This is a genomic window from Methylobacterium sp. GC_Met_2 (assembly GCF_026540795.1).
GTDB lineage: Bacteria > Pseudomonadota > Alphaproteobacteria > Rhizobiales > Beijerinckiaceae > Methylobacterium.
In genome coordinates, this window is record NZ_JALNUM010000081.1 from 13,362 (window position 1) to 30,212 (window position 16,851).

At 70.0% G+C, this 16,851-nt stretch carries 13 protein-coding genes; 8 read left to right on the top strand and 5 right to left on the bottom strand.

Annotation, left to right across the window (positions count from 1 at the left end; all coding sequences use genetic code 11):
- Position 1: 1 nt before the first annotated feature.
- A complete protein-coding gene (locus OXS49_RS22970) occupies positions 2 to 574 on the bottom strand; it encodes a TetR/AcrR family transcriptional regulator (protein ID WP_267426923.1) in 573 nt (190 codons plus the stop codon).
- Between the two features lie 54 nt (positions 575 to 628).
- Between OXS49_RS22970 and OXS49_RS22975 the strand changes: the two genes are divergently transcribed.
- The 4 genes from OXS49_RS22975 (at position 629) to OXS49_RS22990 (ending at position 3,410) form a co-directional block, all read left to right on the top strand.
- On the top strand, positions 629 to 1,078 hold the full coding sequence (locus OXS49_RS22975; RefSeq protein WP_267426925.1) for a DUF4188 domain-containing protein: 450 nt from the start codon (positions 629 to 631) through the stop codon (positions 1,076 to 1,078).
- Positions 1,079 to 1,170: 92 nt separating this feature from the next.
- On the top strand, positions 1,171 to 2,694 hold the full coding sequence (locus OXS49_RS22980; RefSeq protein WP_267426926.1) for a malonyl-CoA synthase: 1,524 nt from the start codon (positions 1,171 to 1,173) through the stop codon (positions 2,692 to 2,694).
- A gap of 163 nt (positions 2,695 to 2,857) precedes the next feature.
- Positions 2,858 to 3,130 (top strand): BrnT family toxin, encoded by a 273-nt coding sequence (locus tag OXS49_RS22985; RefSeq protein WP_267426927.1) that lies wholly within the window; start codon positions 2,858 to 2,860, stop codon positions 3,128 to 3,130.
- A gap of 19 nt (positions 3,131 to 3,149) precedes the next feature.
- Positions 3,150 to 3,410 carry a BrnA antitoxin family protein gene (locus OXS49_RS22990; RefSeq protein ID WP_346016968.1) on the top strand — a complete coding sequence of 87 codons (261 nt, stop codon included), beginning with the start codon at positions 3,150 to 3,152 and terminating at the stop codon, positions 3,408 to 3,410.
- 58 nt (positions 3,411 to 3,468) lie between these two features.
- Here the strand turns inward: OXS49_RS22990 and OXS49_RS22995 are convergent, their stop codons facing one another.
- The 4 genes from OXS49_RS22995 to OXS49_RS23010 form a co-directional block, all read right to left on the bottom strand.
- Complete coding sequence (locus tag OXS49_RS22995) at positions 3,469 to 4,284, bottom strand: hypothetical protein (protein WP_267426931.1); 816 nt, start codon at positions 4,282 to 4,284, stop codon at positions 3,469 to 3,471.
- A 209-nt stretch (positions 4,285 to 4,493) separates the two neighbouring features.
- Positions 4,494 to 4,865: a DUF3618 domain-containing protein gene (locus OXS49_RS23000; protein WP_267426933.1), complete on the bottom strand. Its 372-nt coding sequence runs from the start codon at positions 4,863 to 4,865 to the stop codon at positions 4,494 to 4,496.
- 5 nt (positions 4,866 to 4,870) lie between these two features.
- Complete coding sequence (locus tag OXS49_RS23005) at positions 4,871 to 5,293, bottom strand: phage holin family protein (RefSeq protein ID WP_267426935.1); 423 nt, start codon at positions 5,291 to 5,293, stop codon at positions 4,871 to 4,873.
- A 4-nt stretch (positions 5,294 to 5,297) separates the two neighbouring features.
- On the bottom strand, positions 5,298 to 5,831 hold the full coding sequence (locus OXS49_RS23010) for a hypothetical protein (protein WP_267426936.1): 534 nt from the start codon (positions 5,829 to 5,831) through the stop codon (positions 5,298 to 5,300).
- Between the two features lie 454 nt (positions 5,832 to 6,285).
- Here OXS49_RS23010 and OXS49_RS23015 point away from each other — a divergent pair, with 454 nt between their 5' ends.
- From OXS49_RS23015 to OXS49_RS23030, 4 genes are all read left to right on the top strand, one after another.
- Positions 6,286 to 7,710 carry a trehalose-6-phosphate synthase gene (locus tag OXS49_RS23015; protein WP_244004685.1) on the top strand — a complete coding sequence of 475 codons (1,425 nt, stop codon included), beginning with the start codon at positions 6,286 to 6,288 and terminating at the stop codon, positions 7,708 to 7,710.
- Between the two features lie 203 nt (positions 7,711 to 7,913).
- Positions 7,914 to 10,034: a glycogen debranching protein GlgX gene (glgX, locus tag OXS49_RS23020; protein WP_267426938.1), complete on the top strand. Its 2,121-nt coding sequence runs from the start codon at positions 7,914 to 7,916 to the stop codon at positions 10,032 to 10,034.
- Between the two features lie 225 nt (positions 10,035 to 10,259).
- Positions 10,260 to 12,065, top strand: coding sequence for a malto-oligosyltrehalose trehalohydrolase (gene treZ, locus OXS49_RS23025; RefSeq protein ID WP_267426940.1), 1,806 nt, complete (start codon positions 10,260 to 10,262; stop codon positions 12,063 to 12,065).
- Between the two features lie 11 nt (positions 12,066 to 12,076).
- Positions 12,077 to 16,851: malto-oligosyltrehalose synthase (locus tag OXS49_RS23030; protein WP_267426944.1), on the top strand; the 4,775-nt coding region annotated here is incomplete at its 3' end.

The window sequence follows — 16,851 nt, forward strand, 5'->3', positions numbered from 1 at the left end:
CTCAGCCGCCCGCCGCCAGCTGGGCGAAGGCCAGGGTGATCCGCCTTGCCGCGTCCTCAGCGGCCTCGCCCTCCAGGAGCACCCGGCGGTCGAGGATCAGCGCGGCGAGGCCGTGCACCAGGGACCACGCGGCGAGCGTCAGGTCCCCGGCCGACATCCGCGGCCCGGCCAGCGCGGCCGCCCGTCGTTCCAGGATCGCGTAGGCCTGAGACCGGTCCGCCTTGCAACCAGGCCCCATGAACATGAGCCGGAACAGGGCCGGATGCCGGCAGGCGAAGGTCACGTAGGCCACCCCCTGCGCGGCCAGCGCCTGGGCACCCTCCGCGGAGGCGTCGGCCGCCTCCAGGGAAACCGCGAGCGCCTCGAAGCCGCTGGCCGCCACAGCCTCCAGAAGATCCTCCTTGCCGGCGAAGTGACGGTAGGGCGCCATCGCCGAGACGCCGCAGGCCCGCGCCACCGCGCGCAGGGAGAGCGCCGCCTCACCCCCGGCTTCCAGGTGCTCCAAGGCCGCCGCCACTAGGGCCGTCCGCAGGTCGCCGTGGTGATAGCTTCTCTCGGGATCGGATGTTGACACTGTACACAACCTGCCGCATGTTTACAGCGCACACAATGCGCAGGAGACGGCGCCATGCAAGCTGCCCCCGTCCGCCGGTCCGTGGATCTCTCCGCCTATCCCGACCTCGTGGTGGTCTATCTCGGCTTCCGGGTCACCCGCTGGCGAGGCCTGCTCGCGCTGATGGGCCTCGGGCGCGGCATCGCCGCCTCGGTGCGGTCGCAGCCGGAAGGGTTGCTGGCGCACGAAAACCTGTTCTTCGGGCTCAGCCATGTCGGCATGCGCCAGTACTGGCGCGATCTGGAAAGCCTGGAGCGCTTCACCCGCTCCGACCCGCACCGGACGTGGTGGCGGGATTTCTCCCGGGATTCGAAGGGGTCCGGGTTCTGGCACGAGGCTTATTCCCAGCGCGGCATGGAGGCGATCTATATCGGCATGCCGGCGCCCACCGGCCTCGGCCTGTTCGCGCCCGAACGGGCACCGGAGGGGGCCTTCCTGTCATCGCGGCAGCGGCTCGCCGCCTGAAAGGGCTCGCCGGGAGGCCCCTGAGGCGGCTATGGGTGCGGAAGACACGAAGGCCCGCAACAGCCCAAGCCGCCAGCAGCCCAAGCCGCCCGATGACCAATCACCTCTTCTCCCTGATCCGGGACGGCGTCCCCGATCCCGCCAAGACCGTGATCGAGACGCCGGAGGGCCGCCGCTACGCTTACGCGGAGCTGATCGCCCGCTCCGGCGCCTACGCCGCGGCCCTGCACGCGTCAGGTGTCGCGCCCGGCGACCGGGTGGCCGTGCAGGTCGAGAAGAGCCCGGAGGTCATCTTTCTGTATCTTGGCGTCGTCCGGGCCGGCGCCGTGTTCCTGCCGCTCAACACCGCCTACACCGCGGCCGAGATCGGCTATTTCCTGGGCGACGCCGAGCCCACCGTGTTCGTCTGCGATCCGGGCCGGCGCGACGCGCTCGCCGAGGCCGCAGCGAGCGTCCGGCAGATCTGGACGCTCGACGCCGCGGGCGGCGGCAGCGCCGCCGAGGCGGCGGACCGGCAGGACGGTGATTTTGCAGACGTGCCCCGGGGCCCGGAGGATCTGGCGGCGATCCTCTACACCTCGGGCACGACCGGGCGCTCCAAGGGCGCTATGCTGACCCACGACAACCTCGCCTCGAACGCCCGGACGCTGGTCGATTATTGGCGCTTCACCGCCGACGACGTGCTGATCCATGCCCTGCCGGTGTTCCACACCCACGGGCTGTTCGTGGCGACCAACACGCTGCTGGCGAGCGGCGGCTCCATGCTGTTCCTGCCCCGGCTCGACCCGAAGCTGATCCTGAGCCTGATGCCCCGGGCCACCGTGCTGATGGGGGTGCCGACCTTCTACACGCGCCTCCTGAAGGAGCCGGGCCTGACACCCGAGGCGGCCCGGGGCATGCGCCTGTTCGTGTCGGGCTCGGCCCCGCTGCTCGCCGAGACGCACCGGGAGTGGCAGGCCCGCACCGGCCACGCCATCCTCGAGCGCTACGGCATGACCGAGACCAATATGAGCACCTCGAACCCCTATGACGGCGACCGGGTCGCCGGCACGGTGGGCTTTCCGTTGCCGGGGGTCGCGCTGCGGGTGATGGATCCGGAGGGGGGCAAGGTCCTTGGACCCGATACGGTCGGCATGATCGAGGTCAAAGGCCCGAACGTGTTCCAGGGCTACTGGCGCATGCCGGAGAAGACCGCCGCCGAATTCCGGGCCGATGGCTTCTTCATCACGGGCGATCTCGGGAAGGTCGACGGGCGGGGCTACGTCCACATCGTCGGGCGCGGCAAGGACCTGATCATCTCGGGCGGCTTCAACGTCTACCCGAAGGAGGTCGAGACCGAGATTGACGCGCTGCCCGGCGTGGTCGAATCCGCGGTGATCGGCCTGAGTCATCCGGATTTCGGCGAGGCGGTTACCGCCGTGGTGGTGGGCGGCCCGGGCTGTCCGGACGAGGCGGGCGTGCAGGCCGCCCTGGAGGGCCGCCTCGCCCGGTTCAAATGCCCCAAGCGCGTCCTGTTCGTGGAGGAACTGCCGCGCAACACCATGGGCAAGGTGCAGAAGAACCTGCTCCGAGAGGCGCATGCGGGGCTGTATCGGGAGGCGGAGACGAGGCGGTGACGGCGCGACTCCTTTACCGACACGCGCCGCAGCGATAGCAGAGACGGGCAAAGCAAGACGCGTTCTCGGTTGCCTGCAGACACAGCCTGATCCTGGCTCGGGAACCGATTTTCCGGCACGCCATTAATCTGGACATCCGCCGAACGCTCGCTACGCCTAAAGCGTGGCCATCGCCTACGATTCGGCGAAGCGTGACAGACCTTTTACGGAACGCGGCCTCGACCTTGAGACGGCGGAGCTGCTGTTTATCGGGCCGCGCGTCACCTTCCTGGATGATCGCCGCGACTATGGCGAAGAGCGGCTCGTGACTGTCGGAATTCTCGCTGGGCGGATGGTCGTGGTGTGCTGGACACCGCGCGGCGACGATCGACACGTGTTCTCGATGAGGACGGCCAATGCCCGCGAGCAGGACAAATACGTCGGGCTCATTCGCTGACGGGCTCGGCGCGACCGACTTGGCCAAAGTCGATGCCCACGCGATCACCGCGGAGGAATATGACGAGATCCCGGAACTGACCGACGCCATGATGGCGCGGGCCGTATCCGGAGACGGCCTGAACTTGCTCAAACGCGGCCGGGGTCGCCCGCGCATCGATCAGCCGAAGCGTCAGATCACGTTGCGCCTGGATGCCGACGTGATCGAAGCCATGCGCGCCAGCGGGCCAGGCTGGCAGATCCGGGCCAACGAGGCCTTGAAGAAGCGCTTCCAGCGGTAAGTGCTTCGACCGGCGGCTGATTCAGCCACCGGTCCGTATCAGTACGCCACGCGTGCGATCAGAGCGTGTGCTCTTTCCGGTCGCCAACCGGCGGCGCGTGGTCGTCCGGATCCACCACCTTGCGGGCGACGGCATTGAGATTGTCCGGGTCGAGGGCGGTTTGGACGAACTCCCGGCCGATATTGGTCACCTCGCGGGCGTAGCGCAGGCCCTGGTCGCGGACCTCGTCGGCCCAAGGACCGATGTTGCGGTCCTCCTGACGGGTGCGCGGCAGCAGGGCGCCGAGCAGCAGGCCGGCGGCGACGCCCACCACCCCGACGAGGAGCGGGTTGTCGTCCACGAAACGCTCGACCGCAGTGCGTCCCCGATGGAGGCCGTCGATCCCCTGGCTGGTCAGATCGTCGAGCGCCCGCAGGTTGCGGCGATGAACCCCCTCGGCGCGCTCCCGGACGTCGTCATAGGCCGCGGAGGCACGATCGCGGGCCTGATCGGCCGCGCCGCCCAGGCGATTGCTGATGTCGTCGGCGAAGCTCGAAACGGTTTGACTGGCCTGTCCGGCGAGATCGGCCGCCCGGTCGCCCACCGCCCGGGCGCCGTCCTTGACGGCGGAGGCCGGATCGGATGCGCGTGAACCGCCGCCGGATGTTCCGCCCGACGCGAGCGGCGCGGAGCCGTGCGGCAACGGATCGTGCAGGCCGCGCGGGTCGGGCCGCAGGGTGAAATCGCCCGCCGCCGTGCCGGGCGCACCCGGATCGCCGAGGCCGGCCGGATCAGGGCGCAGGCCGGTGCCGGACCCGTGCGGCATACCCGCCTCGGCGGCGATCTGCTCGGGGGCGCGGGACGGCGTGGTGGGGGTACCAGGCTTGTCGGTCATGGCGGTGTCCTCGGATATCCGTCTCGGCTGCGCGGCCTTGATCGGGCGGCGCCGTTCCCTCCGGCCTGCCGGCCGGCCTCAGAGCCGTGCTCGATCGCATTGCGATCGTGCGCGGCTCTACGCTCTTGTTGCGATGCGCTCTCCGTCGAACCCATGTTCGCTTCGGCGGAGAGCGCTCGCGTGCGTTCGCGTCCGGCTCACGACGCTTGTCAGATCTCGGTCTTGTCCAGGGGATCCCGCGCCGGGCGGACGGTTGGGAGATCGGGATCGTAGCCGCGCGCCGCGCCGGTGTTCAGGGTCGGTACGCGGGTGGCTGCGACCTCGGTGCGGCGACGTCCCGCGTCCTTCGCCATGCGGCTGAACAGCAGCCCGACGCCGGCTGCGATCAGCAGCACCGGCACGGGATTGCGGCGCACCGCCTCCAGGGCCGAGTCGTAGGTGGTGTTCAGGGCCGGGACACGCCGGGCATTGCCCAGCATCTCGTCCACGAGGTTCGGCACCGAGAGCCGCCCCTGAATGCGGTCGATCGTGTCGTCGAGCCGGGCGCGGCTCTCCTCGATCTCCCTCTCGAGGTCGTTCATCGAACTCATCCGGATACGCGCTCCGACAGGGCCTGGGCATCCTGGCGGACCTGGCGCGTGGTGCGCTTCGGGGCCAGGGTGGAGAGGGAGAGGACGTTACGCGCCCACAGGGCCATCCCGATGGCCAGCACCAGCAGCACACCGCCGACGATCAGGGCCGAGAGCCACTCCGACCCGACGATGGTGGCGAGCCATTTCACGAGGGCGCCGATCAGGATCAGCAGGGCGACCACGGCGAACACCGCCGAGCCGACCATGCAGGCGAGACCGACGACGAGCTGGCGGATGTTGCCCGCCATCTCGGCCCGGAACAGGGCGATTTCCTTGCGGGCGAGCTCGTTGGTCTCGCGGAGCGCGTCGCCGATCAGGCTCTGGATGCTCGAAGCACCGGTGGCGCCGTTCTGGCGCGGATCAGTCCCCTGGGCCATGGCGTCAGGCCCGGAAGCTGTCGCGGGCGTCGACGTCCGGCGCCTCCGGCGGCAGGCTCGACGACTTGATGAAGCGGGCGGCGATCAGGCCGGCCACGAAGGTGCCGACCGCCACCGCCACCGGAGCCCGGCGGGCGATGGACTCGGCTTCGCTGTAGAAATCGCCGAGGCTGCGGCGCTCGATCGAGGAGCCGAGTTGCTCCAGCCCGTCGGCGGCGCTGTCGAAGAAGGCACGCACGTTCGGCTTGTCGCCAAGATCGCGGCCCGAATTGCGGATCGTCTGCGCGAGGTCGTGGACCGACTGGGCCGCATCGCTCTTGCGCTGCTCGACGTAGCTCTGCGCCTGGAGCCGCGCTGCGTCGATCAGCCCGCGTCCACGCTCAGCCGCCACGTCGGCCAGCCCCTCGACATCGCCCTGCAGGGCACGCCACTGGGCGCGCTCATCCGCCCCAGCATGGGGCGGCTCGTGGGGCGCCTCATGCGCCGCCCCATGAAGCGGGCCTCCAAGGGCGTCCTGCGGTAACTCGTTGCCGGCCATCTCGAAAACACTCCTCGCGCCGCGGGGTCGGCGCCGCTTGCGGCGACTGCGGCCCCCGCGATGGCTGAGTAACCGACTCAGCTGTGACCGGTTCCGGTGCCGCGTGCAGCGAACCCCATCCGAGCCGAACAGATCCGCGGCCTCCGCGACTCGGCGCAGCGGTCAGTCCCCATTCAGCCAAGGTCTGTCAGAACCGCCACGCTTCGACAACGCCCGTCGCTCGGCCCGCGCCGGCTCGGGCGGGGCGCCGCGCGATGCCCGGACGGAGCGGCCGCCCTGTCCCGGAACGGAACGGCCGCGACTTGACCCGCGCCCGGCTTCACGCTTGGGTTGCCTCAAGACCAACAAAGGATCGCGCAGGGTTCCCGCGCGTTCTGACATATAGTTGATGTCCCGATGCAGGCGTGGCGAGACCCTCGACCCGACCCGCGCCCCTGATCCGGAGCCGACCCGCGTGGCACGCCTTGTGATCGTATCGAACCGCGTCGCCGTCCCGGAGGAGGGCGGCAAGGCGGTCGCGGCAGGCGGCCTGGCGGTCGCCGTCAAGGAGGCCTTCTCGGCTTATGAGGGGCTGTGGTTCGGCTGGAGCGGCATCATCACGGACGAGCCGTCCGAGGAGCCGACCCTGATCGACCGGGGCCGCGTCCAGTACGCGGTGGTCGATCTCTCGCCCCAGGATCACCTCGAATATTATGCCGGCTTCGCGAACCGGGCGCTGTGGCCGATCATGCATTACCGGCTGGGGCTGGGGGCTTTCTCGCGCTCGGATTATGCCGGCTACTGCCGCGTGAACCGCACTTTTGCCCGCGCACTCGCCAAGCTGGTCGAGCCCGACGACATCATCTGGGTTCACGATTATCACCTGCTGCCGCTCGCCGCAGAGCTGCGCGGCCTCGGGCTGGACAACCCGATCGGCTACTTCCACCACATCCCCTGGCCCGCCGCCGATGTGTTCAACTCGCTGCCGGCGAGCACCGAATTGCTGCGCGCCATCGTCGACTACGACCTGATCGGCCTGCAGACCGAGGCGGATGTCCAGAATCTCCAGCGCAACCTGGTCGACACCCAGCGGGCGATTCCCTTGGGCGGCGGCTCGCTGATGGTCGACGGGCGCCGGACCCGGATTCGCGCCTTCCCGATCGGCATCGATGTCGCAGGCTTCAAGGAGGCGGCCGAGAAGGCCAGCGCCAACAAGGTCGTGCGCGAGACCATCGCCGGCCTGCGCACCCGCAAGCTCCTGATCGGCGTCGACCGGCTCGATTATTCCAAGGGCGTGCCCGAGCGCATGGAGGCGGTGGAGAGCTTCTTCGCCTCGAATCCCGATCAGCGCGGCAACGTCACCTACATCCAGATCACGCCGAAATCCCGCAGCGAGGTACCGGAATACGAGCAGCTCGCCCGGGATGTGAACGAGAAGGTCGGCGAGATCAACGGCGCGCTCGGCGACCCGGCCTGGACGCCGATCCAGTACATCACCAAGGCCTATCCGCGCCCGGTTCTGGCCGGCCTCTACCGGGCGGCCCGGGTCGGCATCGTCACGCCGATGCGGGACGGCATGAACCTCGTCGCCAAGGAATACGTGGTCGCTCAAGCTGAGGACGATCCGGGCGTGCTGGTCCTGTCGAAATTCGCCGGCGCCTCCCGGCAGCTGCCCGAGGCGCTGCTGATCAACCCCTACGACAAGTTCGAGGTCGCGGAGGCGATCCGCGCGGCGCTCTACATGCCGAAGGCCGAGCGCCTGGCGCGCTGGAAGCCGATGGTCGAGCGCATGACCCGCGAGGATGTCGATTGGTGGGCGCGCAACTTCCTGGCGGAACTCGAGAACTTCCGCACGATCGAGCGCGAGCCGCCGTCCACAGCTGCCGCCGCCGCCGAATAGCCGGCGATGTCCCGGGTTTCCAACGGGATCATCCCTTTGGTGGGGTCTCGGGGCAGGTCCCCGAGGCATCGGGCTTCGCCCGGCAATCGGGCAAAGCCCGACAGCAGGGCTTTGCCCCGTACCCGCGAAAGGTCGAAGACCTTTTGAAACCATGACGTTGCGTGGCACCTCTCTGATCTCACATTCATATCTGGACCTCGCCCATGATCGCCGTCGATGACGGGGTGCCGGCGCCGCTCGGCGCGCATTTCGACGGGCGCGGGGTCAATTTTGCCCTGTTCTCCGAGCACGCCACGGCGGTCGATATCTGCCTGTTCGAGCCCGGCGAGCGGCACGAGACCCGCACGGTGCGGCTGCCCTGCCGGACCGACGACGTCTGGCACGGCTACCTGCGCGGGGTGCTGCCGGGCCAGCTCTACGGCTACCGGGTGCATGGCCCCTGGGATCCGGCGAACGGCCACCGGTTCAACCCCTCGAAACTGGTGCTCGACCCCTATGCGCGGGAGATCCGCGGGAAGATCCGCTGGCATGACGCGCTCTACGGCCACCGGCGGGGCGGGCGCGAGGACCGGATCGACCGGCGCGACAGCGCGGTCTACATGCCGCGCTGCGTGGTCACCGCCCCCGAGGTGCCCGACCTCGCCCTCGATCCGGTGCGCCGGCCGCTCGCCGACACGGTGGTGTACGAGGCGCACGTCAAGGCGCTGACCCGCACCCATCCGGCGATCCCCGAATCCGAGCGCGGCACCTACGCGGCCTTGGCCCACCCGGCGATCATCGAGCATCTCGTGAAACTCGGCGTGACCGCCCTGGAGCTGCTGCCGATCCAGGCTTTTGCGGATGACCGCTTCCTGGTGGAGAAGGGCCTCGTCAATTTCTGGGGCTATCAGCCGCTAAGCTACTTCGCCCCCGACCCGCGCTACCTGGGGGAGGGCGGCCTCGGCAGCCTGAAGGCGGCGATCCGGGAGCTCAACGCCGCCGGGATCGAGACCTGGCTCGACGTGGTCTACAATCACACCGCGGAGGGCGACCACACCGGCCCGACCCTGGCGTTCCGCGGCATCGACAATGCCAGCTACTACAAGCTCGACCCCGCCGACCCTCACCGCAACCTCGACTGCACCGGCTGCGGCAACACCTTCGATGTGAGCCACCCGCGGGTGATGCAGCTGGTGCTGGATTCCCTGCGCCACTGGGTGACCGCCTACGGGATCGCGGGCTTCCGGTTCGACCTCGCTTCGAGCCTCGGGCGTTCGCCGCTCGCCTTCACCCCGCAGGCGGCCTTCTTCCAGGCGCTGGCGCAGGATCCGGTGCTCGCCCGGGTCAAGATGGTGGCCGAGCCCTGGGATATCGGGGAGGGGGGCTACCAGCTCGGGAGCTACCCGCGCGGCTGGAGCGAATGGAACGACAAGTTCCGCGACGCGACCCGCGGGTTCTGGAAGGGCGATTCCGGCACGCTCGCCAAGGTCACGCAGGGGCTGACCGGCTCGCGCGAGGTGTTCGCGCCCTCCCGGCGCTCGCCGCTCGCGAGCGTCAATTTCATCGCCAGCCATGACGGCTTCACGCTGGCCGACACGGTGTCGTACGAGGCGAAGCACAACGAAGCCAACGGCGAGGACAACCGCGACGGCCACGGCCACAACGTCAGCCGGAATTACGGCGTCGAGGGCGACACCGACGATGCGGCCATCCTGGCGTTGCGCGCCCGGCAGAAGCGCAACATGCTGGCCACCGTGATGCTGGCCCAGGGCGTGCCGATGCTGCTGATGGGCGACGAGCGCTCCCGCAGCCAGGGCGGCAACAACAATGCCTATGCTCAGGACAACCCGACGAGCTGGATGGACTGGAGCGTCGATCCGGACCCCGCGCTCACGGGCTTCGTCGCCAATCTGCTGACCCTGCGCCGGACTCAAGCCGCCCTGCGCCGGCGGCGCTTCTTCACCGGTACCCTGATCGATCCGAGCCAACCCCTGCGCGACGTCCACTGGCTGGCGCCCGAGGGCACCGAGATGGGCGAAAGCCACTGGTCGGACGACGGGCTGCAGGCGTTCGGCATGCAGATCGGCAATGACGGCACGCCGGGCGACCGCCTGTTGATGCTGTTCAACGCCGGGGAGGAGGCTTGCACGTTCCACCTCGCCCCGGTGATCGGTGGCCCATGGCGGACGGTCTTCGACACGGGCGAGCCCGAGGGGGCGCTGCCGTCGGACGCCGCGGCTTACGCGGCGGGCGCCGCGGTGCCGCTGCCCGGACGCACGGTCCTGGTGCTGACTGGCCCGGAGATGGAGGGCGGGAGGAGTCCCGGGTGGGTGCCGGGGCCTTGACGGTCGAAGTCGTTCAAAGAATGGATCGGCGACGGACCCACAGACTCTCCCTCCCCCCTCTGCGGGGGAGGGAGACGCGTGGGCCTCCGTTCCCCCATTGCCACACCCTGCGCCCGCCATAGCTGCGCTGCGGGAACCGGATCGAGCCCGGGGCCTTCTCCCACGACAGGTGAGCCTGCCGCGCTTGCCCCGGCGCGTACGGCCAACGACGAGGAATGTGGCCCGATGCGGCGCGCCCACAACATGGAATTCGGGGCCGAGATGGTCGGCGGTGGCGTCCGCTTCGCCCTCTGGGCACCCACTGCCCAGAGCGTCGAACTCGTCGTCGACGGCATCGATCACCCGCTGCCCGAATCCGGCGGCGGCTGGCGGCGCACCGCCCTGCCCGGCGTGAAGCCCGGTGCCCGCTACGGCTTCCGCATCGACGGCGATCTCGTGGCGCCCGATCCCGCCTCCCGGTTCCAGCCGGACGACGTCTCGGGCCTCAGCGAGGTGATCGACCCGCGCGCCTTCGAATGGTCGGACGAGGGCTGGACCGGGCGGCCATTCGAGGAGGCGGTGATCTACGAGTGTCATGTCGGCACGGCCACGCCGGAGGGTACCTATGCGGGCCTTCAGGCCCGGCTGCCCGACCTCAAGGCGCTGGGCGTCACCGCCATCGAGCTGCTGCCGCTCGCCGACTTCAAGGGCACACGCAACTGGGGCTACGACGGCGTACAGCCTTACGCCCCCGACGGCGCCTATGGCCGGCCGGACGACCTCAAGCGGCTGATCGACACCGCCCATGGGCTCGGCCTGATGGTCTATCTCGACGCGGTCTACAACCACTTCGGCCCGGCCGGGAACTACCTCCACGCCTACGCCAAGACCTTCTTCACCGAGCGCCACCAGACGCCGTGGGGCGCCGGCATCAACTTCGACGGCAAGGAGAGCGGCGCCACGGTGCGCCAGTTCTTCATCCAGAACGCCCTGTACTGGCTGGAGGAATACCGGTTCGACGGCCTGCGCTTCGACGCCGTCCACGCGATCCTGGACGATTCGCCCCGCCACTTCCTGGCCGAGCTCGGCGAGACGGTCCGCAAGACCTTCCCGGATCGCCAGATCCACCTGATGCTGGAGAACGAGGCCAACCAGGCCCGCTGGCTGGAGCGCGATGCCGCCGGGCGCCCCAAGATGCATGACGCCCAATGGGCCGACGACCTGCACCATTGCTGGCACGTCCTGCTCACCGGCGAGGATGCCGGCTACTATAAAAGCTTTGCCGACAAACCCGTCGCGCATCTCGCGCGCTGCCTCGCGGAGGGCTTTGCCTATCAGGGCGAGCCCTTCCCGACGCTCGACAACCACCCGCGCGGCGAATCCTCCGGGCACCTGCCGCCCTCGGCCTTCGTGACCTTCCTCCAGAACCACGACCAGGTCGGCAACCGGGCACTCGGCGAGCGGCTCAACCATCTGGCCGACCCGAAGAAGCTCGATCTCGCCCGGGCCGGCTTGCTGCTGGCGCCGCAGATCCCGATGCTCTGGATGGGCGAGGAATGGTCGGCCTCGGCGCCGTTCCTGTTCTTCGTCGACTTCGCGCCGGACGAAGAGCTGAACACGGCGGTGCGCGACGGCCGCCGCCGGGAATTCAAGAGCTTCGCGGCGTTTGCCGACGATACCTCGAAGATTCCGGATCCCACCGAGCGCGAGACCTTCAAGGCCTCGAAGCTCGACTGGTCCGAGCGGGACCGCTCGCCGCACCGCGAGGTGCTGGCCGAGACGACCCGGCTCCTGGGCCTGCGCCGCGACGTGGTCGTGCCGCTGGCGAAGTCCGGCTACGCAGGCGCCGCCGCCAGCCTGCCGCGGGCCGACGTGGTCGATTGCACGTGGCGCTTCGGCGCCGGCACCCTGCGGTTCGTCGCCAATGTCGGCGACGCCCCCTTCGCGCTGGATCCGGGCGGCGCCCGGGTGGTCTGGACCAACGCCCCGGACGGGGCCGGACGCGACCTACCCTCCTGGGCGGGCGTGTTCCTGACGGAGTCCCACTTGTGAGCGCCTTGAACGTGCGTGCCTTGGAACAGCTGGCCGATCTCGTCGGCGTTGCCGCGGGCTATACCGATGCCTTCGGCAAGCCCGTCGAGACGCCCCTTGAGGTGCGCCGGGGCCTGCTGGCGGCCCTAGGCTTCGCGGTAGAGGACGAGGCGGCGATCGCCGAGAGCCTGGAGCAGGTCGAGCGCCTGCGCCGCGGCCTGATTCCGCCGCTCCTGCCCGTGGAGGCCCGCCGGGCGGCCCGGGTGCCGGTGCGGCTCCAGAACGGTGCGCCCCACACCTTGGTCTGGCGCCTCGTGGATGAACGCGGCACGGCGCGCGAGGGGCGGGCGAACCCGCACGGGTCCGAGCCCGGCTTCGAGCTGCCGCCGCTGACCCCGGGCTACCATCGCCTCACCGTCCAGGCCGGGCAGAGCCGCACCGAAGCCTGGGTGATCGCCGCGCCGCAGCGTTGCTGGCGCCCGCGGCCCTACACGGAGGAGGGGGCCTCCGACTGGGGTCTGGCCGCGCAGCTCTACGGCCTGCGCTCGACGACCAATATCGGCATCGGCACCTACGCTGATGCCGGCGAGGCCGCCCGCGAGGCTGCCTTGCGCGGGGCGGCGTTCTTGGGGCTCAGCCCGGTCCACGCCCTGTTCGGCTCCGACCGGACCAAGATCTCGCCCTACTCGCCCTCCTCGCGCCTGTTCCTCGAGACCCTGTTCATCGCCCCGCGCAGCCTGCCGGGGCTCGCCGGATCCCGGGCCGAGGCGCTGCTCGCCGAGCGGGAAGACACCATCACGGCTTTGCGCGAGGCGGCGCTTGTCGATCATCAGGGCGTGCACGACGTGCTCGACCCCGTGCTCCGGGCCCTCTGGGCGGATTCGCCGGCCCGGGCCGGGACGGACGCGGATTTCGAGCGCTTCCGCCAGGAGGGCGGCGCGGATCTGGAATCGCACGCGACCTTCGAGGCCCTGTCGGAGCATTTCCGGGGGCAGGGGGCGCACTGGCTGGGCGACTGGCCGGAGGATTATCGCCGCGCCGGCACGGAGGCCGTGACGGCCTTCGCGGCGGAGAACGCGGAACTCGTCGGCTACCATGCGTGGCTGCAACACCTCGCCGACCGTCAGCTCGAAGAGGCCTCCGCGGCGGCCCTCGGGTCGGGCATGCGGGTCGGGCTCTACCGCGACCTCGCGGTCGGCGCCGACCGGGGCGGGTCCGAGATCTGGTCCCATCCCGAGCGCTTCGCCGACAAGGTCTCGATCGGCGCGCCGCCCGACCTGCTGGCGCCCAAGGGCCAGAACTGGGGCCTGCCGGCCTTCGACCCGCTGACGATGGAGCGCGACGGCCTCGCGGCCTTCCGCGCCCTGGTCCAGGCCAACATGCGCCACGCGGGCGCGATCCGGATCGACCACGCCTTCCAGCTCGCCCGCCTGTTCCTGATCCCGCTCGGCGCGGGTGCCCAGGCCGGCGCCTACGTGGCGATGCCGTTCGAGCCGATGCTGGCGGTGCTGCGGCTGGAGAGCCACCGCAACAAGTGCCTCGTCATCGCGGAAGACCTCGGCACCGCGCCCGAAGGTTTTTCCGACGCTCTGATGCGGGCGGGCGTGCTCAGCTACCGGATCCTCGCCTTCGAGCGGGAGGCCGATGGCCGGTTCAAGGCGCCCTCGGCCTATCCGCGCGACGCGCTCACCGCCATCACCACCCACGACTTGCCGACCTTCGTGGGCTGGTGGCGCGGGGTCGATACCGACACCCGCCAGTCGCTTGGCCTGTACGATCAGGACCGGGCCGAGGCCGAGCGCGCCGAGCGCGTGGTCGAGCGCCGCCGCCTGACCGAGGCGCTGGCGGGCGAGCAGCTGCTCCCCACCGCCGAGCCGCCGGATGCCGCGCCCTTCGAGGCCGCCGCCCGCTACCTCGCCCGCGCACCCTCGATGCTCACCGCGGTCCAGTACGAGGATGTGGTCTCGGAACTCGCTCAGGCCAACGTGCCGGGCTCGACCGAGGGCTACCCGAACTGGCGGCGCAAGCTCGACCGGGACCTCGCGGCGATCGCCGCCCCCGGCGGCCCGCTGGCCAAGCTCGCCGCGGCCCTGTCGTCCGAGGCGCGGGGCCCGCGCTCGGGGGCCGCGCGGCTCGCGGTGCCGCCGCCGCGCTCGACCTACCGGCTGCAGTTCCACAAGGACTTCACCTTCGCGGATGCGGGCCGGATCGTCCCCTACCTGCACCGGCTCGGGATCAGCCATGTCTATGCCTCACCGCTCCAGAAGGCGCGGCCTGGATCGACCCACGGCTACGACATCGTCGATCACGGCGCGATCAACCCGGAACTCGGCGGCGAGGCGGGCTTCATCCAGCTCTCCGAGACGCTCCGCGCCCACGGGATCAAGCTCCTCCTCGACATCGTGCCGAACCACATGGGCGTCGGCGGGTCCGACAATCCGTGGTGGCTCTCGGTCTTGGAATGGGGCTCCCTGTCCCCGTTCGCCGATGCGTTCGACATCGACTGGCAGCGGCTCGGGGCCGGGCGCAACCTCGTGATCCCGTTCCTGGGCGAGCGCTACGGCGAGGCCCTGGAGCAGGGCACGCTGGACCTGAAGTTCGACCCTGAGAAGGGCGCCTTCAGTGTCTGGCACTACGAGCACCAATTGCCGATCCGGCCGCTGAGCTATCCGACGATCCTCAACCGGGTGATCGCCGCCATCGGGGCCGTGGACGACGACACCACCGCGGAACTGCTCGCCATCTCCGAGCGGCTGCGCGCCATGTCGATCGACACCGACGAGACCCGCCGCAAAAGCTTCCCCGAGGAGGCCGAGGGGCTGAAGCGCCGGCTCGCCGAGATCCACGGCGTCTCGCCGCTGATCCAGGAGGCCACAGCCAGCACGCTCGCGCTGCTCAACGGCTTCAAGGGCCGCCCCGACAGCTTCGGGCCGCTGCACCGCCTGTTGGAGGCGCAGGCCTACCGGCTGGCCCATTGGCGGGTGGCGTCGAGCGACATCAACTACCGCCGCTTCTTCGACGTGAACTCGTTGGCGGGATTGCGGGTCGAGCTGTCGGACATCTTCCACCGCTCGCACGAGACCGTATTCCGGCACGTCCGCGAGGGCCGGATCGACGGGTTGCGCATCGACCACATCGACGGGCTCGCCGACCCGCTGGGCTATGCACGGGCGCTTCAGGCGGCGGTCGGGCCGGGCTTCTACGTGGTGGTCGAAAAAATCCTGGAGCCGGGGGAGCGGCTGCGGCCCTGGCCGGTAGCCGGGACCACGGGCTACGACGTGCTCAACCAGCTCGACGGTATCCTGGTCGACAAGGGAAAGCGCGGGAAGGTCGAGCGGCTCTATACCTGGGCCACGGGCTTCGACGAGCCCTACGGCTTCCAGCTCCGCGCGGCCAAGGCCGAGATCCTGGAGATCAGCTTCGCCAGCGAGCTGGAGGTGTTGACCTCCGACCTCAAGGAGGCCGCCGATGCCGACCGGCGCACCCGCGACTTCACCGTCAATGCCCTGCGCCGGGCGCTGATCGAGATCATCGCGCGCTTCCCGACCTACCGGAGCTACCTGCCGCAGGAATTGGAGGAGGGCGAGGTCGAGCCCGAGGATGTCCGCCTGATCGAGGGCGCGGTCGCCAAGGCCAAGCGCTGGTCGAGCCTGCCGGATCGCTCGGTCCACGATTTCGCCGCCGAGGTCCTGCTCGGGCGGATCGAGACCACGGGGCCGGGCCGGCCGGATCCGCGGGTAGTCCTGCGCTTCCGCCGCCGGTTCCAGCAGCTCACCGGCCCGGTCATGGCCAAGAGCCTGGAGGACACGCTGTTCTACCGCTACGCGTGCCTTCTGGGCCTCAACGAGGTCGGCGGCGATCCGGGCGAGTACGGGATCGACGCCGAGCATTTCCACGATCTGCAGATCGCCCGCGCCCGGGACTGGCCGAGCGCCATGATCACCACCGCGACCCACGACACCAAGCGCGGCGAGGATGCCCGGACCCGACTGCTCGCCCTGTCGGAGATCCCGGAGGAATGGGCCAAGGCCTGGGACCTGTGGCAGCGGACGGCCGGGCCGCACCTCGCCCGGATCGACGGCGAACCGGCCCCCGACGCCAACGACCAGTGGATGTTCTGCCAGGCGATCCTGGGCGCGTGGCCCCTGGAACTGCTGGAGCAGGACGAGCCCGGAGCGATCGAAGATTTCCGCAACCGGCTGATCGCCTACGGCGAAAAGGCCATGCGCGAGGGCAAGCGCCGGTCGAGCTGGGTCAACGTCGACGAGGTTTACGAGGGCGCGGTCAAGAAGCTGTTCACGGCGCTGATCGCACCGGGATCGGACTTCCTGCGGGAGCTCCGGCCCTTCGCCCGTCGGCTCGCCCATCTCGGCATGCTGGCCAGCCTCGGCCGCACGGTCCTGAAATGCACCCTGCCGGGTCTGCCCGACACCTACCAGGGCACGGAGATCTGGGATTTCTCCTTCGTCGATCCCGACAACCGGCGCCCGGTGGATTATCCGGCCCTGGAACGGATGCTCGAACAGGGCGGCGAACCGGCGGCGCTGCTGGCGCAATGGCCGGATGGGCGGATCAAGCAGGCGACGCTGACGCGGTTGCTGGCCGAGCGGGCCGAGCGCCCGGATTTCTACGCGATCGCCGCCCACGAGCCCGTCGACGCCACGGGGGCGCGGGCCGACCATGTCGTTGCCTACCGGCGGACCGATCCCGGCCAGGAGGGTGGCGACCTGTTCGTGGCGGTGCCGCGGCTCGTTGCGGGTCTTGTGGGCGAGGCAGGCTGGTCGGGCGAGGCTTTTGCCGGCACCCG